Annotated in this window: 17 protein-coding genes; 9 read left to right on the top strand and 8 right to left on the bottom strand. The window is 46.4% G+C overall.

Translation table 11 applies throughout. From position 1 onward, the window contains the following. The first annotated feature begins 262 nt into the window (after nucleotides 1-262). Entirely contained in the window at nucleotides 263-2344 is a 2082-nt protein-coding gene (locus tag ACQY6Q_RS08815; RefSeq protein ID WP_427980305.1) for a phytase, read from the top strand. 88 nt (nucleotides 2345-2432) lie between these two features. Here the strand turns inward: ACQY6Q_RS08815 and ACQY6Q_RS08810 are convergent, their stop codons facing one another. Further along, on the bottom strand, nucleotides 2433-3308 hold the full coding sequence (locus ACQY6Q_RS08810) for a DMT family transporter (RefSeq protein ID WP_427980302.1): 876 nt from the start codon (nucleotides 3306-3308) through the stop codon (nucleotides 2433-2435). 199 nt (nucleotides 3309-3507) lie between these two features. Here ACQY6Q_RS08810 and ACQY6Q_RS08805 point away from each other — a divergent pair, with 199 nt between their 5' ends. Further along, nucleotides 3508-4407: an HAD-IIA family hydrolase gene (locus ACQY6Q_RS08805; protein ID WP_427980300.1), complete on the top strand. Its 900-nt coding sequence runs from the start codon at nucleotides 3508-3510 to the stop codon at nucleotides 4405-4407. A gap of 35 nt (nucleotides 4408-4442) precedes the next feature. Here the strand turns inward: ACQY6Q_RS08805 and ACQY6Q_RS08800 are convergent, their stop codons facing one another. After that, on the bottom strand, nucleotides 4443-5150 hold the full coding sequence (locus ACQY6Q_RS08800) for a pirin family protein (protein WP_427980296.1): 708 nt from the start codon (nucleotides 5148-5150) through the stop codon (nucleotides 4443-4445). 480 nt (nucleotides 5151-5630) lie between these two features. On the opposite strand from ACQY6Q_RS08800, the gene rsgA reads away from it, so the two are divergent. The 3 genes from rsgA (at nucleotide 5631) to ACQY6Q_RS08785 (ending at nucleotide 9324) form a co-directional block, all read left to right on the top strand. Beyond that, nucleotides 5631-6677, top strand: coding sequence for a ribosome small subunit-dependent GTPase A (gene rsgA / locus ACQY6Q_RS08795; protein ID WP_427980293.1), 1047 nt, complete (start codon nucleotides 5631-5633; stop codon nucleotides 6675-6677). Nucleotides 6678-6815: 138 nt separating this feature from the next. After that, nucleotides 6816-8222, top strand: a complete 1407-nt coding sequence (locus ACQY6Q_RS08790; protein WP_427980291.1) for a hypothetical protein — start codon at nucleotides 6816-6818, stop codon at nucleotides 8220-8222. Between the two features lie 196 nt (nucleotides 8223-8418). Continuing rightward, nucleotides 8419-9324: an SMP-30/gluconolactonase/LRE family protein gene (locus ACQY6Q_RS08785; protein WP_427980289.1), complete on the top strand. Its 906-nt coding sequence runs from the start codon at nucleotides 8419-8421 to the stop codon at nucleotides 9322-9324. A gap of 49 nt (nucleotides 9325-9373) precedes the next feature. Here the strand turns inward: ACQY6Q_RS08785 and ACQY6Q_RS08780 are convergent, their stop codons facing one another. Further along, complete coding sequence (locus ACQY6Q_RS08780; RefSeq protein WP_427980286.1) at nucleotides 9374-9787, bottom strand: hypothetical protein; 414 nt, start codon at nucleotides 9785-9787, stop codon at nucleotides 9374-9376. A 164-nt stretch (nucleotides 9788-9951) separates the two neighbouring features. Then, complete coding sequence (locus ACQY6Q_RS08775; RefSeq protein WP_427980283.1) at nucleotides 9952-10857, bottom strand: LysR family transcriptional regulator; 906 nt, start codon at nucleotides 10855-10857, stop codon at nucleotides 9952-9954. 107 nt (nucleotides 10858-10964) lie between these two features. Between ACQY6Q_RS08775 and accD the strand changes: the two genes are divergently transcribed. Both accD and ACQY6Q_RS08765 read left to right on the top strand, forming a co-directional pair. Beyond that, complete coding sequence (gene accD, locus ACQY6Q_RS08770; protein WP_427980281.1) at nucleotides 10965-11822, top strand: acetyl-CoA carboxylase, carboxyltransferase subunit beta; 858 nt, start codon at nucleotides 10965-10967, stop codon at nucleotides 11820-11822. A 396-nt stretch (nucleotides 11823-12218) separates the two neighbouring features. Beyond that, entirely contained in the window at nucleotides 12219-12995 is a 777-nt protein-coding gene (locus ACQY6Q_RS08765; RefSeq protein ID WP_427980279.1) for a phosphotransferase enzyme family protein, read from the top strand. Between the two features lie 162 nt (nucleotides 12996-13157). Here the strand turns inward: ACQY6Q_RS08765 and ACQY6Q_RS08760 are convergent, their stop codons facing one another. Further along, the gene (locus tag ACQY6Q_RS08760) at nucleotides 13158-14297 is read right to left on the bottom strand and encodes a tetratricopeptide repeat protein (RefSeq protein WP_427980277.1); all 1140 of its coding nucleotides are present in this window, start codon (nucleotides 14295-14297) and stop codon (nucleotides 13158-13160) included. Continuing rightward, a complete protein-coding gene (locus ACQY6Q_RS08755; RefSeq protein ID WP_427980275.1) occupies nucleotides 14294-16324 on the bottom strand; it encodes a DUF3857 domain-containing transglutaminase family protein in 2031 nt (676 codons plus the stop codon). Before ACQY6Q_RS08755 ends, ACQY6Q_RS08760 begins: the two co-directional genes overlap by 4 nt. 243 nt (nucleotides 16325-16567) lie before the next feature. Between ACQY6Q_RS08755 and ACQY6Q_RS08750 the strand changes: the two genes are divergently transcribed. Then, nucleotides 16568-17071 (top strand): DUF3750 domain-containing protein, encoded by a 504-nt coding sequence (locus ACQY6Q_RS08750; protein ID WP_427980321.1) that lies wholly within the window; start codon nucleotides 16568-16570, stop codon nucleotides 17069-17071. Between the two features lie 24 nt (nucleotides 17072-17095). On the opposite strand, the gene ACQY6Q_RS08745 is transcribed toward ACQY6Q_RS08750, so the two are convergent. After that, nucleotides 17096-17941 (bottom strand): NAD(+)--dinitrogen-reductase ADP-D-ribosyltransferase, encoded by an 846-nt coding sequence (locus ACQY6Q_RS08745; RefSeq protein WP_427980272.1) that lies wholly within the window; start codon nucleotides 17939-17941, stop codon nucleotides 17096-17098. An 85-nt stretch (nucleotides 17942-18026) separates the two neighbouring features. On the opposite strand from ACQY6Q_RS08745, the gene ACQY6Q_RS08740 reads away from it, so the two are divergent. Continuing rightward, the gene (locus ACQY6Q_RS08740; RefSeq protein ID WP_427980269.1) at nucleotides 18027-18929 is read left to right on the top strand and encodes an ADP-ribosylglycohydrolase family protein; all 903 of its coding nucleotides are present in this window, start codon (nucleotides 18027-18029) and stop codon (nucleotides 18927-18929) included. A 72-nt stretch (nucleotides 18930-19001) separates the two neighbouring features. On the opposite strand, the gene sstT is transcribed toward ACQY6Q_RS08740, so the two are convergent. Next, a complete protein-coding gene (gene sstT / locus ACQY6Q_RS08735; protein WP_427980319.1) occupies nucleotides 19002-20189 on the bottom strand; it encodes a serine/threonine transporter SstT in 1188 nt (395 codons plus the stop codon). Between the last annotated feature and the right edge of the window lie 9 nt (nucleotides 20190-20198).

Here is a 20198-nt window from a genome sequence, read left to right as displayed (position 1 = left end):
TAGCTCAGCCTTTTTCAGTCATTTGGGCAGTTTTGTTAGCGCTAACTGAGCTCGTGGCCGCCAAAACGCTCACAACCATAGTGCGTAGCTTAAGCTCAGTTTGCTCAATCCCCCTCACCACTTAGTCACAACAGCTCAATAAGCGCTAACAAAGGGGTCAAAGCAGCGATTTCGCGGTTTTAATGCGTTGTTATGTCACAAAAAAGTCATCTCAGTCTTTTAGCGTTTAGCCACATTTTTAAACCCACAAAGGAAACTTTAAATGCGTATTCTTGCTCTTAGCAGCGTATTACTTGCCGCCGGCCTAAGCGGCTGTGGCAGCGATAACACTAGTCAAACCAATCCTGAAGTTTTGCTAACTAGCGAGCTGAAAACATCCCATAGCTATGAAGATATTGCCGATGCTGCAGTCTGGCAGTCGGCCAGTGACGCCTCTCAAGATTTATTGTTAGTCAGTTTGGAAGGCGATGGTGTGGCTCTATTTGATACCCAAGGTCAACAGCTATTACATGCCGAACTAGGCGAAGTGACCAGCGCCGATCTGCGCTACCAGATTACCGCCAGTAACGGTGACAGCATAGATCTGGTGGCTTTAGCTTTAGCCGATGAGCAGAGCATTGCTTTTTACTCCATTGCTCATCAAGCCAAGGCCGAACCAGAACTACTCAGCCTTGGTCAATTGGTGCTCGACTTTCCTGCCGAAGCGCTCTGCCTCTACAAAAATACCACCACCAGCGAGTTAAGCGTTATTGGCGTTTCCGATTTAGGCATTGCTAAGCAGTACAAGCTTCATTATGACGGCGCCAACATCAATAGCACCATTGTTGACGTAAACGGCTTTCCACAAGCGGTACGCGAACTTAACGTAGGCGGCAAACTTAGCGCTTGTGCGGTTGATGATGAAACCGCAAACCTGTATATCGCCGAGCAAAATGTGGGCATTTGGGCTTATGGCGCCGACGCAGAAAACGTTAAAGAGCGTAAACTGGTCGACAGTGTAGCACCGCTGGGCCACCTACAAGAAATTGAAGGCATCGACCTGAGCTATCAGCAAGATGGCAAGGGTTATTTGATAGTTGCCGACGAAGGTGCTGGCTTATTGTTTTATCAGCGCGACGATTTAAGCTTTAGCGCCCAAACCACGGTTGCAGGATTCGATGAAACCAAAACCTTAGCGGTAGCACGAGACGGCTTGTGGTTAGGCAACAGCGAACTTGAGCAACCACTGTACGAAAAACTCGCTTATGCCAGCCTTAACTTACTACCAGAACTAGCCAGTGCCCCTATCGAATCCAGCCTCAGCCACCGCGAGCTAAGCAATAGCAATATCAAATTGGTGAAGTCTAATGGCGAAACCGAAGCGGTAGACGACGATGGCGACGCCGCCGATGACCCCGCTTTTTGGCTCAACCAAGATGACCCTAGCGCCAGCTTAATCATTGCCACCAATAAACAAGGCGGGTTAATGGCTTACAAGCTAAACGGTGAGCTGGTGCAATACTTAGAAGAAGGGGAGCCTAATAACGTTGATTTACGCCAAAACATCAGCAATTGGGATGGCTCAAGCTTCACTCTTGCCGCAGCCTCTAACCGCGAACTCAATACCATTAGTCTTTATCAAATTCAGGCAGCCAGTAATGGTCAAGATCCCATCGTTAAGCTGCCCGCACTAGGTGAACAACTAGACCAAGAGCAGCTGGTCTCTTCGGTGGATGAAGTCTATGGCCTATGTATGTATTTGGCCGCCGATGATACCCCCTATGTGTTTGTAAACGGCAAAAATGGGGTAATTGAACAATGGCGTTTAAGCCCTAGCGAGCAAGGTATTCATGGGCAAATGGTGAGGCAGCTGCAAGTGGCTAGCCAACCCGAAGGCTGCGTGGTTGATGACCAAACCGCCACGCTATATGTGGGTGAAGAAGATGTAGGTATTTGGAGCTTTAACGCCGATGAAGCCGCTAGCACCGAAGCCACCGCCTTCGCTAGCGTTGATGGGCAACAGCTGGTCGCCGACGTCGAAGGGCTAAGCCTGTATGACGACGGCACCAATAAATACCTAATCGCTTCTAGCCAAGGTAATAACAGCTACGTGCTGTATGATCTAAATCAGCAGAACAAGCTGGTGGGTAGTTTTGCGATTATTGCCGACGATGAACAAGGTTTTGACGGGGCCAGCGATACCGATGGCATCAGTGTTACTGCAGCCTACCTTGGCGAAGCCTACCCTGAAGGTTTATTTATTGCTCAAGACTGGTACAACGTTGACCCAAGCTACGCGCTACTAAATCAAAACTTTAAGTTAGTGAGCTTTCAGCAAATAAAACAAGCCTTTGAACTGCCATAAAGTGGAGTAAGCCAAGCCGCTGGCTTAGCGGCAAATCAACATAAGCACTAGTAGGCCACAAACTGCCGTGGCCTACCGCTTTCAGTGCTTAAGAGGCGCTTAACTTAGCCTTACGTTTTTTCCAGCTACGCTCATTTAAAGCCAGTGCGGCAATAATAATTCCCGCCCCCATGCTAAGACGCAGTACATCGGCGTCATGATTCCAAATTAATAGATTTACAGCGATACCCGCGGGGATCAGCAAGTTATTGGCAACCGCCAAGGCCCCCACGTTGACTAGGGTTGCCCCTTTATTCCAGGCAAAATAACCTACACCCGAGGCAATCGTGCCCAAATAAATCAAAACTCCCCACTGGGTATGGGTGGTGGGCAGTTTCTCGCTATTACCTAACAGCGCAAAACCAAGTAGAGCCACTAGCAGCGCGCCAATGAAAAACCAAGCGAATACCGTGCGCTGCTCTAACTGCAAACTAGAGTTAGCCATTAAGCGCTTATAGCCCACTTGGCCGCTAGCAAAACATAGGTTCGCGCCCTGTACCAATAAAAAGCCAGTAATAAAACCTTGGTCAATACCCTGATAGCGGATCGCCACCGCGCCCAAGGTCGCAATAAACGCACTGAGCAAAAATTGCCAGTTAAAGCGGCGCTCCAGCACATCGTTTACCAGAGTCACATAGATCGGCGTCATCACGGTAAATAGCAACACCTCGGGTACCGATAAATACAAGAACGACTGATAATAAAAGCCATACATGCAGCCCAGCTGAATCGCCCCTATCACCATCAGCTTAAGGGCCATGTTCGGCCTTAGCGACTTAGGTTTTAAAAATGGCAGAAATACCAAGGTGGCAAGGGCGATGCGCAGCAGTACCGAGAACCAAGCGTCCACTTGGCCGGCTAAATAGACGCCAATCAAACTAAAGGAAAAGGCCCACAATAAGGTTACAGCTAACAGGTATTGCATAATCACTCTTGGCTAAAAAATAAAAGCTAGAGTGTAATGTTTATAAAAATTAAGCCAAGTAAAGAATCACTTTTCTCTGCTAGAGCCCAACCAAGCTAAGTATTGCTGACGTAATCTGTCAGCGAATAAACAGTTTTTCGACTTCATTTTCAGTGGAAAAACTGCCAGAGTATGGGCAAATTTTTATCGAGTTGTAACTATGTTTAACAGCCCCTCCGAGGCCTTCTCTGCCTATCTAGCAATGCCAGAAAGACTTCCTCAAAATCGCGGCCAACAGGCTAATAGAGTGATTCAGCAAATCACTGATTTAATCGACGATATAGATGTATTTCTATTTGATGCCTACGGCGTACTCAACGTTGGTTCAAGCCCGATTGCTGGTGCCTGTGAGCAAATTGCCCAATTACGAGCAGCGGGAAAGATGGTCATGGTAGTAACCAATGCTGCCACCCAAAACAAGGCCCAGCTGGTTGAGAAGTTTCAGCGTTTCGGTTACGACTTCAGCGAGCAAGAAATCATTAGTAGCCGTGAAGTATTGATGCAAGCCATGGACTTAAGCGGCAGTAAAACCTTAGGCGTGATTACCCTTGATGAATTTCGTCTTGATATTGAACGCCCCTGTTTCTACCCCCAAGAGCCTGAGTTTTGGCAAGCCGAAGAGTTTTTATTCTTAAGTGGCCAAGCTTGGAATGAGCAACGCCAGCAGCGCTTTATTCAAGCACTCAATCTCCAACCGCGTACCGTGTGGGTGGGCAACTCCGATCTAATTGCACCACTTGAAGATGGCGTTTCCCAAGAGCCAGGGAGTTTTACCCTGACCCTGCCCGAAGCACTCTACCCCTTGGTACGCTGCTACGGCAAACCCTACGCGCCGATTTTTGACGAAGTCTTAAAACGCATTAGTGCACAACGAGGCTCGATAGCAGCCAAACGTATCGCCATGATTGGCGATACCTTACATACCGACATTCTCGGCGGTAATGCGCAGGGCTTCACCACGGTATTAGTCACCCAACACGGCTTTTTACGCGGGCTAGACGTAACCAAGCATATTACCTTAAGCCAAATCAGCCCAGACTTTCAGCTAGCCTCGATATAAATCCAAACTAGCTGATCGCCACTAAGGCTTAAGCCTTAAGCGCTGGGTAAGTCAAACCACAGCGCTTCCAGAGGGTAGTCGTCAGTCAACAGTACTACAGGGTCCCCGGAAAATCCCGCGCCGTCACCCGGTCGAATATGATGCAGGGCTCGCCCGTCCTGCTGTATCTTGGCTGCGCCAGACACCACATGTAAGTAGCCACAAGCCTTCATCACTTCTAAACGGAACTCGCTATGCGCCGGAAGCAGCAAGCGATATAAGGCGGCATCTTGCTTCATCAATAACGAACCATCTCGACCATCGGGAGTGACTAAGGGCGTGAGCGTTTGACTCTGCTGAATATTGGCCTGTTGATAGGCTGGCGACAAACCGAGCTGTTGAGGCTTAAGCCAAATTTGTAAAAACTCCAGAGGCTCAGAGTCGGAGGCATTAAATTCAGAATGACTCACGCCGGTTCCTGCGCTCATAACTTGAATATCTCCCGCCGGAACCTGATAGCGATTGCCCATGCTATCCACATGCTCAACCACGCCTTTAGTGACATAGGAAATAATTTCCATATCTTTATGCGAATGAGTGGCGAAGCCTTTGGCAGGAGCCACTGTATCTTGATTGATCACCCGTAACACCGAGTACCCCATGTGTTCAGGGTCGTAATAATTGGCAAATGAAAAACTATGTTGGCTTTGTAACCAACCTAAATCAACGGAACCACGCTCTGAGGCGGGTCGAAAATAATCCATAGGAATCTCCGCTACAACACTCTTTGCCCAAAAAACTAGTCTGTAATCCTTATACGCCACTAAGGCACAAAGCGTTTAAAACAAAACCCAACAATAAACCACAGGCTTAACAGGCAAGACTAATTTCGATAATACCGTGTATAAGTATGGGTATAGCTGAGCCGTTTGGATACTATTTTGTAGAAATTTGCTAAACTTACTGCGCTTCGCAGCGGGCTTTATTTGCCCTATTGGCATAGTTGCCAAACCACTGCGTGGTATTAGCCTATGAACACCTTAATTTTGCCCGTTAACGTGGTTATTTTAAACAACAAGGTTCAAGCACTATTCACTCAACAGGAGGACACAAAATGATTGTATTAAACACCCTACGGGCTCAGGAACAGGCTTCCTAACTCCTTCCTGTTAGCCCGGTTATCACCGGGGCGACATTGCCCCCTCTAAACATTTAGAAAGCACCTTAGTGCTTTGGGGTAAATAATGAGTAATTGTTTTTCTCTATCTCAACTTGGATGGAAGGCCTTCTTTCATCAACAACTCAACCTAGAACAACTTGAACAAGGTTTTGCCGCTCGCGTATTTGCACAGCATCGCAGCCACTACTTGCTAGCCACAGAACAAGGATGGTTAGAGCTGCCCGTAAGCAGCCAACAACCGCCAATAACCGTGGGTGACTGGTTATGGTTACATAATCATAAAGGCGCTGTTCGCTTGGTAAAGCTACTAGAGCGCAGCTCGCTATTTAGCCGTAAGGCCGCTGGCCCAAGCGCACAGCAGCAGCTAATTGCCGCTAATGTCGACACCGCCTTCATCGTTTGTTCGCTGAATAATGACTTTAATCTCAATCGCATTGAACGCTATCTCAGCTTAGCCACTGAGGCGCAAGTTGAGGCGGTAGTGGTACTTAGTAAGGCCGATGGCTGCGCCGATCCACAACGCTACGTCGAGCAAGTTCAAGCGCTTAAGCCAATGTTAAATGTGTTGGCCATAAATGCGCTCAACAGTGAGCAAGTGCAAGCCTTAAGTGCTTGGTGCAAAGTGGGACAAACGGTGGCGTTTTTAGGCTCATCAGGGGTTGGCAAATCAACCCTGGTTAACAGTTTGCTGGGCGAACAGCGAAATGCCACCGGCGCCATTCGTGAGGACGATAGTAAAGGTAGGCACACCACCACGGCCCGAGCGCTGCTGCAAATGCCCTCTGCGGGTTTACTGCTAGACACCCCGGGCATGCGCGAATTGCAATTAAGCGACTGTGAACAAGGGGTAAAACACACCTTCGATGAAATTAGCCAACTGGCCGAAGACTGCAAATTTGCCGACTGTCAACACCAGAGCGAACCGGGTTGTGCGGTGCAGCGCGCAATCAGCCAAGGGCAACTAGACCCTAGGCGATTGAGCTCTTATCAAAAATTATTACGCGAACAACAGCTTAATGCCGCCAGTATCGCCGAGCGGCGAGCCCACCAGCGAGACTTAAGCAAGTTGTATAAACGGGTACAGCAACAACATAATAAACGACAGCACTAAATAAGCGCTGTTTAGCGATAGCCTTGGCTATCGTTTTTTTTATCAAAAAAGATAAAACTGTGCTGGTAGCCCGCATTTATCCAGAACTATTCAGATAAAATCTTTGGGAATTAGCCGATTAGCTGTAGGAGACCATGTATGAAACGAGTATTACTGAGTGTTTGTTTATTGGCAGCAGGCCAAGTATATGCTGCTGATGCCCCCCTGCCTCCCGCTCAACGTTGGTTAGATAGCGTAAGCGATGAGCTAGCACCCTTTTGGCTTCACCAAGATGCTTATGGCTCTCCACTTGGCAACTTCCCTACCTTCCGCTGTAATGATGGCTCAGCCTATCAAACTAGCCAAAGCTGCGATGAACTGGCCAATGCACCACAATGGATGGCCGCGCATTTAAATGAAAACTATACTCGAATGCAAGCCCGCCATACCTTTGTTTATGGGGTGATCTTTCATTTAACCGGCGACCCGCAGGCCTTAAAATTGGCCAAAGCCGGCGTCGACTACCTGCGCAGCCATTTACTGGAAGAGCCTGGCTCGGTAATTAGCGTCACCGAGCAAGGTAAGTCACAATTCTCCGCAGCGCAGCGCACCACTCAAGACCTAGCCTACGCCCAATTAGGCATGGCCTTTTACTACTACTTAACCGGTGACCAAGCGGTACTGGCCGATCTCATTAAAGTAAAAAACTATATTTTTGAGCAGTATTGGGACGAACAAAACCAGCGCTTGCGTTGGGTTAATGCCCCTTCTAGCAATGGCCAAGGCAATGAAATAGAACTGGTGGCTCAACTGGACCAAATCAATGCCTACATGTTGTTAATTTCACCTTTGTTACCCGAGCCGGAAAAGAGCCGCTGGAATGCCGACCTCAGCGCCCTGCTGAATACCCTCATGCAGCAATTTCTCAGACCCGATAATTTTCGCTTCTGGGGGACTAAACATGGCGAGGATTACCAGCAAGACTCAGCCCGCCACAATGACTTTGGTCACACCGCTAAAGCATGGTGGATGAGCTGGCTAGCGGCGGAGTACCTTGGCGATAACACCTTAGCGCAAAACAGCATCAAGGGACTTAAGGCCACCTTGAATGCGGCCTTCATCGAAGATGGTGAAGGCGGCTGGCGACGCTTGCCCAATGGTGCCCCGGCGATTTGGTGGGAATATGCCGAGCTTGACCAAGCCGCGGCCAGTTTAGCGCTAATTGAACCCGAAACGAGCCGCTATTTAAGCCGCACCTATCCGCAATGGTTCCAACGCTTTGTTGCCAGTGATGGAGGTACCTATCCGGTTGCCTACCAAGGGCTAAAAATTCATCTATGGAAGAGTGATTACCATGCCTTAGAGCATGCCTTAGTCGCCTACATCAGCAGCGCTCAATTAAACGGCGAAACGGCTCGTTTATTTTTTGCCATGCCAGAACAACAAGCCCAACTTCGCCAACCCTATTTCTATCGAGCACAGACGATTAAAGCTAAAACCGTCGGCCACTGGCAAAACCTCGCGATAAGCCAGGTCAGCTATCAAGGCATCGGCATTAAGCACTAAGTAAACCACGAAGGACTTAGCTTAGCCCTGCTAAGTCCTTATCTTCTCGCTCTTTTCAAATCTCAGTTTTGCAGTCAACTTCGCAAATTCACGATTATTTGATGAAAGCCTTTAATGCTTCCTTCGACACCCTTCACATCTGCTCAACAGGGCCTACAATAAGCGGCTAAACACTGTGAAAACCATGGAAAACCACATGCAGCAAGATGCTCAAGTCACCTGTATTTGGCCCGCCGAAGCTCAGCTCGGAGAGGGCGTAGTATGGATAGAGGCAGAACAAGCACTTTACTGGGTAGATATTATTGGCCAAACCCTGCACCGTTATCATCCCGCTAGCGGCGAACGCCAAAGTTGGCCGCAAGACTCGATGATTAGTGCCATATTACCCACCCAAATTAACAGCCAGCCTGCTACCTTTGTGGCCTGTTACGCCGATGGGGTAAAATTGCTGCAACAACAGCAACGTTTTCCACTGATTCAACCAGAGCCAGAGTTGAGCAACAATCGCTGTAACGATGCTTGGGTGGCTCCCAATGGCGATTTTTGGTTTGGCACCATGGATAAAGACATCAAAACTGCGTCTGGCCGCTTTTACCGACTCACTCCAGAGCTAGAGCTAAGTGCCGAGCCTACGCGTTATTGGGTCACCAATGGCCCTACATTTAGCGCTCAGCAAGGCTATGGCTACTTTGTTGACACCGAAAACTTTCTGATTAAACGCGCCGCTTTAGCCGCTGATGGAAGCTTGTTAGCCATGCAAGACTGGTTAGAGATTGACCGAAGTTTTGGTAATCCTGATGGCATCACTCTGGATGCCGAGCAGCACCTATGGGTAGCCCATTATAACGGCGCTAGAATTAGCCGTTATACGCCTGAAGGTAAGCTGGAGCGACAAATCGCCATTCCTGCCTTAAACGTCACCAAGTGCGCCTTTGGCGGAGCGGATCTATCGACTTTATATGTGGTAACCGCGCGTGATGGCATGAGCCCGCAGCAACTAGAACAGTATCCACTCAGCGGCGGTCTATTTGCCATAGAATTAGGCGATATTAAAGGCTTAAGTACACCGCATTTTGCTATAAAAGAGTGGCCAAATGCTTAATTGCCCGGCAAAGCTCAAATAACTAATTTGAGCTTTGCCGCCAATAAAACTAAAGAGCTAAGCAATCTTGGTAAGTATTTACCTTGCCAACAAAACCATTACGCCCTTTCAGGTCAACCAATAAGCCAAAACCATATTTTAAGGGTTCATCACTTAGGTCTTCACAATATTGTTTTAATAACCTTTTGGTAATTTTTGCAGCTGCTTGAGCATTCCACTCCATTGAAAACTTCAATAAACGATATTCATAAACAATCACATCATCGGCCATATAACAGTGAGCTTTCACCGCATTGTCTCGATAGTTTATTTGCGCACATTCCTCAGTTATCTGCTCACGCAAGGTTTCTTTGTACGGCGCATTGAGTTCGGTATGATAAGCTGCGACAGCTTCTTCAACGGTAGGCGTTGAAGCACAAGCCGCCAGGCCAAAGCAGATACTCGCAATAATAAGTTTTTTCATTATCTCTCCTTGATAATTAATTTTATCACTAAATCATATATACCCATAAAAATCAATGAATTATAAAAATACAATCAAGATTGAGCCTTGCCTAGCGCACAGCTAATCACCGAGCCTAAAATAGGAGGTTTAAACACCGCCTATTAGTGACATTGTTATTTTGCCTAAGTACTTTTATCTAAGTTTGCTTGGTGCTGTAAATGTTCAATAAACACTGGGATTTTTTTTGCCAAGTGTTTTCTAGACGTATAAAAGGCATACAAGACCAAATCTTCAGGCTCATACTCCATTTTTACCGTTTCCAGAGAGCCAGCATTTATTTCATGACAACAGGATTCGGTTGGTAGTATCGCAAATCCCAAACCAGCTAATGCGCCTGATTTAGCTAAATAGCCACTATTGACTTTAAATGAAGACCGAACCTTTTGAGTAATAAGCTCACCTTTGGCGTTTTTGAAGACCCACGGCGTTCCATTTAGCGCGGTAAAACTATTGATACACGGAACGTACTTCAAATCGGTAACCTGAAAAAGCCTAGGATACGCTTGTATCAGTTTAGGGGATGCCAGCACAGCGCTTGGCCAACGCTTAATCTCTTTAGCTACCCAATTATTGTCTTCAAGCTTTCCTCGATGAAAACTCAAAATAATGTCAAAGCCATCAAGTAAATCCTCTTTCGGGCTAATGCTCGTATCACAACATAACGAAATTGAAGGATATCGAGTACAAAAAGACACCATTGCTTGAGCTAAAGCAGGCGAATCAGGCATGAGAACGTTGAGCTGCCCCATCACTTCATGAGAGTGCTGAGTCACCTCCTCAAGAGCATCATTAAGCTTGTCCAGCAATGGCTGCGTTCGAAAATAAAGCTGTTCTCCCGCATTCGTAGCAATGACTCTGCGTGTGGTTCTGTCAAATAGTCGAATATCCAGTCGATCTTCCAGCAAAGCAATGTGGCGACTGATATTTGATGTAGGCAAACTTAGAAATTCTGCCGCCCGCTTAAAGCTGTTGTTCTCATAAACGCAGTGAAAACTTTTTAACCACTGTTGGTCAATCTTATTCAGCATCTCATTTAATCCCATTAAATTGGATTATAAAACCCATATAAGACACTTTATTACCAGAAACAGGCTTATACAATATTTCTCGCTAAAGTGATTTGAAGGTGTCTTCCATGAGTTGGTTAGAAAAACTATTAAATAAGAAAAATATTATCAGTACACGTAAAGCAGCGATTCCAGAGGGGGTATGGGTTAAATGCCCTTCCTGTGATCAGACCTTGTACCGCATCGCCCTTGAGAAAAATCTGGAGGTGTGTCCAAAATGCGATCACCATATGAGGATGGGGGCTCGCCGTCGCTTAGAGCACTTTTTGGATACAGGCGAGCGAGTAGAAATTGCCAGTGTCTATGAACCGAAAGATTTGCTGAATTTTAAGGATCAGAAACGCTATAAGGAACGTCTTGCTTTGGCCCAGAAAAGTACAGGAGAAAAAGATGCTTTAGTTGCGATAAGAGGAAAACTTATGGGCTTACCTGTTGTGGCCTGTGCATTCGAGTTTTCTTTTATGGCTGGCTCAATGGGCTCGGTTGTAGGTGCTCGTTTTGTTCAGGCTGTTGAAACGGCGATTGATGCAAATTGTGGATTAGTTTGCTTTTCTGCTAGTGGTGGCGCTCGTATGCAAGAATCTCTGATGTCGTTAATGCAAATGTCAAAAACCAGCGCTGCGTTAAATCGTTTATCCAGTCGAGGCTTGCCTTACATTTCGGTATTAACCGACCAAACGCTGGGCGGCGTTTCAGCAAGTCTAGCCATGCTAGGTGACATTAATATTGGCGAGCCGAAGGCAATTATCGGCTTTGCTGGACGCCGTGTGATAGAACAAACCGTTCGAGAGAAATTACCCGAGGACTTTCAGCGAAGTGAGTTCCTTTTAAAGCATGGTGCTATAGACATGATTGTAGATAGACGCGAGATGCGCAAACGCGTTAGTGGACTAATCGCTAAGATGACAAATTCGAGAGATGCTTAGCTTATGGGCTCTGTAACAAAGTAGATATAGCGACCAAAATAAAACCCCACTCATGGTACTATCCCTATAGGTAAACACAATCTTGCTTCAAAGCATGGCCGGTAACAAAGTAAGAAAGAATTCAATGCATATTTGGCATTTGAGACAAAAAACGGGAACCCGGGGCTTTAATTTTCTACATTATTGCTATGATCGCTGTTTGCGTATTTTTCTTAATTGTTCGAGAGTATTGAGCCATTTAAGCGTTGGCCCACACGTCGCCTAAAACAGCTAAAACAAATTCGCCACGCTATTAATTTGCGGAAAAATCGAATTAAGTAATTACGTAACAATAGCTTGGCTTCGGTGGCCGCTTTGCTCACTACTGAAAGCTGAGCTAGTTGTAATGGGATCATCATGGAAGAATTATCAGGTGGTAGAAAGTCGGCTATCTATCGGTATGGTGATGTGGTTTATCGACCTCTTCAGCCTTGGAGCCCGACGATTCATCAATTATTGAAGCATTTAGAACATTCAAATGTGCATCAATGTCCTAGATTTATTGGGATAAAAGAAAACCAAGAAATTTTAAGTTTCATTACTGGTGATACATATAACTACCCGTTAGTGGGAGCTATAACTTCAGCCGAGGCGCTCACTTCAGCTGCTAAACTACTACGAAAAATCCATGACGCCACAGCTTCATTACTGTCTCAGATGGACCTTAGTAAACAGCAGTGGATGCTTGAGCCAAAAGAGCCATTTGAAGTTGTTTGTCATGGTGACTTTACTCCATACAACGTCGCTCTTTCGAAAAATTTAGTGGTCGGTGTGTTTGATTTTGATACTGCACATCCTGCGCCAAGGGTATGGGATTTGGCTTATTCTGTTTATTGTTGGTCTCCGTTTAAAACTCACAGTCTTGATAAGTTAGGTTCAATTAAAGAGCAAGTTGCCAGGGCAAAACTTTTTTGTGATAGCTACGGGGCTACAGCCCCTGAAAGAGAACAACTAACCGATATGATGGTTGCGCGTTTACATGCTCTAATCTCTTTTATGCGTAAAGAAGCTGAAAACGGCAATGAATTCTTTGTTGCCAATATCGAGCAAGGTCATCTTCAATCGTATCTACAAGACATAGAGTACATCTCAATAAACAAGCAAAAAATTCAGCTCGCCGTGTGCAACAAATAAACGACTAAGAACGTTTCCTCAATACCCTTCTTCAACCTCAAGCTATCGGTGATACAGGTCATAAAATCTAAGGGTAATTTCAAAATAGCAGAAACGGCTCTAATGAAACGTTTACCTACATTAAAAACCGCTTCTTAAAAGCGCTATCTAAGTTGTTACACACTAATCAATATAGTTTTGATAACGTTGATATTGCTGGCTTTTAACGAAGTCTCTGCCGGCGCTAAATGCCACAAAATCGCTACGGCTAAAGGCCAAAGCAAAACGATCATATAACACCTTCAAAACTAACTCGGCTTGTTGGTATTCCCCCGCAGTTATTGAGCTATCAAGCAACCCCAAATAGGCAAAGGACTCATTGGGGAAATTTAAAATACCCTCTACTAATAAGGCTTCAGCCTGAGCTTGCTCCCCCTTAGCTCGGTACAACTCTGCGAGCTCCATTTGCATCCTGACATCAGCCAACACCGACTTGGGCAATACTCGCAAACAAGCTTCGGCTAGCTCGTATTGCTGCTGGTTGTAATAGTAAGCAAAAAAACGCGGGTGAATTGGTTGCTGCTTTTGCATATAAATCACAAAGGGGGCAGGCAATACCATCTGGGGATTATCGGTATAAGCTTGCATGATACCGCTCAGCACCATGCCGTGGAATTTAAGCGGCTTCGGCAAGTCGTTGTAAGCAAACATCAATTGAGTGTAATTGGCTTGGCGCATGTAGTTAAAAAAATCACCTAAACGCTCTAGGCGCTGTTGTGGATGCTGACGCTGATAGCTGTCCATATCAACAACTAAGTCGAAGGTATCCTGGGCACCAACACCGCTATTGAGATTGAACATATCCACTATGGCACCTTCAAACCACGTAAAACGGTAGTAGGCATAGCCTTGTTTCGTCACTAAGCGGTAGTAACTCACCATTATGGGTTCAGAGCTTTGCTCACTGGCGATATACTTCCATTTTTGCTCTCGGCTATTAAACAGTGCCGCTAGTGTTGAGTCGATAATCGCAGAATAGGTGTTGGCTAAACCCTCTCTTTGTTGAGTATTTAGGCTTAACTGGTATTGCTGTTCTAGATAATCGAGGCTCTTCTGCAGATCAAGGCGCCCGCGCAATGCTGTTTCGCCATGTTGATTTAAGGCTGCGGCAAAATTAACAAAATAGCGACCACTGTATAGTGCCACCGGACTATCCTTGGTAACCGATGCAAGCACTGTTGGTTGTGAAGTATTTGAGCTCTGCGGGTCACTGGCACAAGCACTTAACAGCAAGCCTAAACAACTTAGCACTATCCATCTCATTGCCATTCCCCCTGCTGCGCTTGCTTTTTATCTAACAAATAATTTACTAATTTAGCCATGGAGTCATAGGCCTTATCCTCGGCGGCATGATCGATGCTGTAAGCAAACTCTAAATGCTTTCTGGCTTGGCGGATCAACTTGGCGTAGTCCTTCACATCTTCAGCTTTCACCGCTATCGCTTTATTTTGGTAGCTTTGCTGGTAGCGAATCAGTCGGTTTTGGTAATCAAAACGGGATTGCCATTTAAAGTAATCATCTTGCAGCTCTTGCTGTTGGTTTAAGCTAGTAAAATCAATATCGTAGGGTAATTGCAAAGTGATATTTTGCTGCACCGAGACCAAAGGCCCCAGTAGGTAGGCTTGTTGGCGGTTTAGCTTTTTAGGTACCTTTAAATAATGCTCAACACTATTGGCAATCAAGTGAAACACTGTTTGCTCTTGCTGCTCCCAGAAATTTTTCACCAAATACTGCTCACTGATCTGCAAACGATTGGAAATTACATCATCGTTTACCTCCATGTCGCCTAAGCGACTGAGTGAAGGATAAAAACGTTGATAGTAATCAACCGAAGATTTAGCCAAGCGCTGCTGACTTTGATTGGCTAGCTGATAACGCATTCTATCGGCTTCTAACCCGGTAAATACGCTGCTTACTTTAAACTGAACCGGAGAGCGAAAATCACTCGCGATAAACACTTGTTCGACACTTAGTGTATTGTCTGCGGCTGTTAACTCGGGAATTGCCACCAGCTCTTGCGTACTGGGTTTCACCACCAAGGCCTGACCAAAGGCGGCTGGCACTATGCTTTCCAATAACGAAGCCTGATAAGCATTGGTGGGGTCAATCCAGTAGTCTTGCTGCCGATAACGCAGCAACACAATGGCATGGTTAAAAGCATTATAGCTAGGTAAGTGCTCACTCAAAGTATCGCGAAGATAGCTAGAAACCAACACCGGATAAGCCTCTACATCCAAGGCATTTAAGGCTTTCACCAATAACAAAGACTTATCTTTACAGTCGCCGTAACGGTTACTTAAAACCGCCGAAGGAGCCTGAGGACGATGCGAGTTTTGACCAATTTCAACGCCCAAGTAACGGATATCTTGTTGCACAAAACGAATAGCCTCTTCAATGGCTAACTTGGTGGGCTGTTTCTGCAACTCGGCCAACCATTGTTGAAACGCAGCCGAGGGAGTGTGCGCGGGTTGAAATAGTTGCTCGGCCCACTGCGCCACTGCGCCCCAAGAATCGAAGCTGCTAACTTGCCAACTAGGGGAGATGTTTTGCCAACTGGGGTTTTCCCCATCATCAAAATAGGCGGGCACATCGCTTAAAGAAAGAGAATAACGCACACGTTGTTGCTCACTGTGCTGCTTAGGCTGAAGCTCAAGACGATTAATCTGGTTATGCAGAGGCTGAGACTTAGGGCTAATAATACTCACTTCAACTTGCTTCACCGGCACGTTCCAGCCCAGACTAAAGGTATGACTAAAGTGCTGACCAAACACCGGGTTTTCACCCACTACGCTAAAACTGTAATCGACAATGTCACCAGCGCGTATATCGCGTAACCACAGTTGTAGCTGTTTTTGCCCAGAATAAAGCTTGTTATGTTGTTCCGGCTCGATATCGACGATGCGCACATCTTCAGGATATAGCCGATTCTCCGCTTGACCATCACGAATTATTTCAATGTGGTGTAATTCTAGGTGTTGGAATTCGGGATTAAAACCGATGTAAATATCAGAGTTTTCATCCACCCCCACCTTGTCATTGAGTTGAATACGTAAATGACGGTAATAATGCACATCTTGATTAAGCAGGCTGACTTGGGTATCGGAGAGCAATACCTCCATCGATTCAATTCCTTGCCCCTCGCGACTATCAGCGCTTAATACCGCATCTTTAACCCATTGCGGCTTACTGCTAAGCCGCCACAAAGGAGACTCTGCGGCAAACGATGACGGCGCAACAAACGCCCCAACAAAACTCAAAAATAGTAATACATATAAACGACTTAGCAACACTGTACTGCCCTTGCATTAGCGGATACAAAGATACTAATGACAAATATTTTAAAGATAAAGTTAAAATCAAAACAAACCTACATTGGTGCACAAATTTAGATGATTCATTGACTTAACTCTCTAGCGGCGACTAATAGTAAGCTCTGGATTCTGTGCGCTGATAAAACCTGCTAAGGTAGTTTTTTGAGTCAACATAGGTGGGTCACAATGAACAACAAACTGTCTTACCGACTTTACAGCATTATGTTGCTTGCACTTAGCAGCTTAATCAGCGCTTGTAGCGATAAAGACTGGCGCTCCGCCAGCCGTGAACCCGCCGGCATCGCCCCCGATCCTCAGACTCAACACCAAGCGGTAATTGAATTTTATGCTGCCGATGCCTTTAGCTGGCGAGGTTGGTTTGCAGTACACACTTGGTTAGCGATTAAACCAGAGAATGCCGCCGAATATACCGTCTATGAAGTGGTGGGCTGGCAACGCCCCGGCTTACGCCAATACCAAACCACTACTCCAGACCGCTATTGGTATGGCGCCGAACCAGAAAAGGTATTATCGATCCAAGGTGATAAAGCAGCACGCTTAATTCCTCAATTAAAACAGGTAGTAACGCGCTACCCTTGGGCAGACCAATATCGCTTATTTCCCGGCCCTAATAGCAATACCTTTCCGGCATGGGTGGGCTTACAAATCCCCGAATTAGAGCTGAAGATGCCGTTTCGCGCCATTGGCAGTGCTTATGCTGACTAATTTTAGTATTTAGCGTGGTACCAACTAAATTGACATAGTGACTTGGTAGACGCCACCCAGAACAAGGTATTCCTGCTCGCCCTTTAATACATCGGCTAATAAACCTGGGAAAAACAGCAGCTTAGTCATAGGCACCCTCGCCTCTAAAATCACATCGCCAAAGGATTCACACAACTCTCGCTGATGACTAAAAGAATTTAGATTATTCAGCAGCAACAGGGTTCCCTGTTCTGAGCGACCAAGACGATGATGCTCATCGATATGATTAACGCCACGATACAGCTGGCAATGCTGTTGCTCTGGCCAGCGGCGCTGCACTTCGTACTGGCAAAAGCTGTAAAGCAAATCCAATTGAGACTCCAGCGCATTGCTGTTATACAGCCCCCGCACATAATCTGCCTGATAGGCTTGGTAAGCCTCACTACTGTGACTGCCTAAAGGCTGCCGATGATTTAGCGTAAGCAAGCCAAAACGCGACTCCACCCAGCGCTTTAGCACCGCCGCCTCTTTGCCATCGGCATTAAACATCCAGCCGCGCAACAACCGCAGATAGTCACACTTATCTCTGCGGATCCCGCTATTGGTTTGCAACAGTCCGGCTTCTTCACTTTTACCCAATAAAAACGCCGAACACATATATTGACGAAAATGCACACCACGTTCTTGAGAGCAGGCTATCTCATCCAAGGCTTTGAAAAACTCACCATGTAGCGCCTGCATACCGTCGATCAACAGTGCCACCGGATGCTGCTGATAAATGACTCCCCCCAATACCACTGCCGGAATATTACAGCGGTTAAGCGAACTGTAGGCGAAGGCGGGTAAACACGCTCTCACACGAGTTATTTCAGCGCCTTTGTTCTTTGTCATGGGAAGCTCGGTCATTCGGAGTAATATAAACTTAGGAAATGACTAAATAGGTTTTAGTTTACTTAGCTCAAAGGGAAAAATATTGATGCCTGATCTAAAAAAGCGTTATCAGGGCTGTCTTTTAGGTTTAGCCGCCGGAGACGCAGTGGGAACCAGCGTAGAATTTAAAACCCGCGACAGCTTTCCCCCTGTAATCGATATGCTTGGCGGTGGCCCTTTTGGCCTTCAACCCGGTCAATGGACCGATGATACCTCTATGGCTTTATGCCTTGCTCACTCTTTATTAGAGTGCCAAGGCTTTGATGCTGAAGATCAGATGCAACGCTACAACCGTTGGCGAACCGAGGGCTACATGAGTAGCAATGGCCGCTGCTTTGATATCGGAGTCACCGTGTCGGAAGCACTAAGCCAATACCTTAGTCACGGCGACCCTTTTGCCGGCCCAACGAGTCCTTTTGCCGCGGGTAATGGCTCACTGATGCGCCTTGCCCCGGTGGTCTTGTTCTATAACCCTAACCTAGAACAAAGCCTGCATTTTGCAGGGGAAAGCTCACGCACTACCCATGCCGCTCGCGAGTGTATTGATGCCTGTCGCTACTTTGCTGCGCTACTGTATTGCGCCTTAGCGGGCATGGATAAACAGCAGCTGCTGGCCAACCAATACTACAGCGCTAATACCCGCAAAATAATAGCCCTGCAGCAGCTAAGCTACTTGGACAAAGACATACAACAGATCCGCGGCAGCGGCTATGTGGTTGACAGCTTGGAAGCCGCGCTTTGGTGTTTTGCTCATAGCAATAACTTCAAACAAGCCATTCTCATGGCCACCAACCTAGGTGATGATGCCGATACCACCGCGGCTATCTGTGGGCAAATTGCCGGCGCTTATTATGGATTAGATGGGATCCCTAGCCAATGGCAGGAAAAGATCACCATGGCCGAAGAAATACTACAGTTGGCAGAACAACTATACGCCCATAATGTATGAAGTGAAGGGGTGATAAGCCATTAAAAAAGGTGGCCAAGCCACCTTTTTGTGTTCAAGCTGAGCAGCTTAAAATTAGTTTTTTTGTTCCGCGGCTTGGCAGCAGGCGGCAGTAAACAGCACGTCGGTAGAGCTGTTAAGTGCGGTTTCGGCAGAGTCTTGCAATACGCCAATAATAAAGCCAACCGCCACCACTTGCATTGCTACATCATTCGAGATACCAAATAGGCTACACGCCAAAGGAATAAGCAGTAACGAACCACCAGCAACGCCCGAGGCTCCACAAGCAGATACTGCCGCAACCACACTCAGCAACAGGGCTGTGGCAAAATCAACTTGAATACCCAAGGTATGTACTGCAGCTAAAGACAATACGGTAATAGTAATCGCTGCACCGGCCATGTTAATGGTTGCACCTAGTGGGATCGAAACAGAGTAAGTATCTTCATCTAGCCCTAAACGCTTAGCTAAATCCATATTTACCGGAATATTAGCCGCCGAACTACGCGTAAAGAAGGCGGTTACGCCGCTTTCACGTAAACATTTAAATACCAGTGGATAAGGATTTTTACGGATTTTATAAAATACCAATAAGGGATTCATCACTAAAGCAATCAGTAACATTGAACCGATCAATACCACTAATAGTTGGCTGTAACCCACTAATGCAGAGAAACCAGTTTGAGCGATGGTATTGGCTACCAAGCCAAAAATACCAATTGGCGCTAAACGGATAACAAAGCGAACGATGCTTGAAACACTGCTTGCTACATCGTTAAACAAGGTTTTAGTGGTATCAGAAGCACTGTGCATAGCAATGCCTAAACCTATTGCCCAGGCCAAAATACCGATGTAGTTAGCATTCATAATTGCGCTAACTGGGTTATCAACAATCTTAAACAACAAAGTTTGTAAGACTTCGGTGATCCCCTGAGGTGGATTGGCTGCGGTATCGGTACTCACCAATACCAACTCGGTGGGGAACAAGAAGCTCATGCCCACTGCGGTCAACGAAGCGGCAAAGGTACCAAATAAATACAAATATATAATGGGACGTAATTGCGTATCTTGTCCGCGCTTATGGCTTGCTACCGAGGCAGCCACCAAGACAAATACCAGTACTGGAGCAACGGCTTTTAAGGCTCCTACAAACAGGCTACCTAATAAGCTAAACGAAAGAGCCAGCTCCGGTGCAACAGTGGCAACGATACTACCCAAGACAATACCGATAAGGATCTGCATTACCAGACTACCTTGAGTGATAAATCGAAC

Origin of the sequence: Agarivorans sp., from assembly GCF_050295395.1 — a bacterium.
GTDB lineage: Bacteria > Pseudomonadota > Gammaproteobacteria > Enterobacterales > Celerinatantimonadaceae > Agarivorans.
The sequence above is the reverse complement of the archived record's forward strand: the minus strand, read 5'-3'. Positions and strand labels throughout refer to the sequence as shown.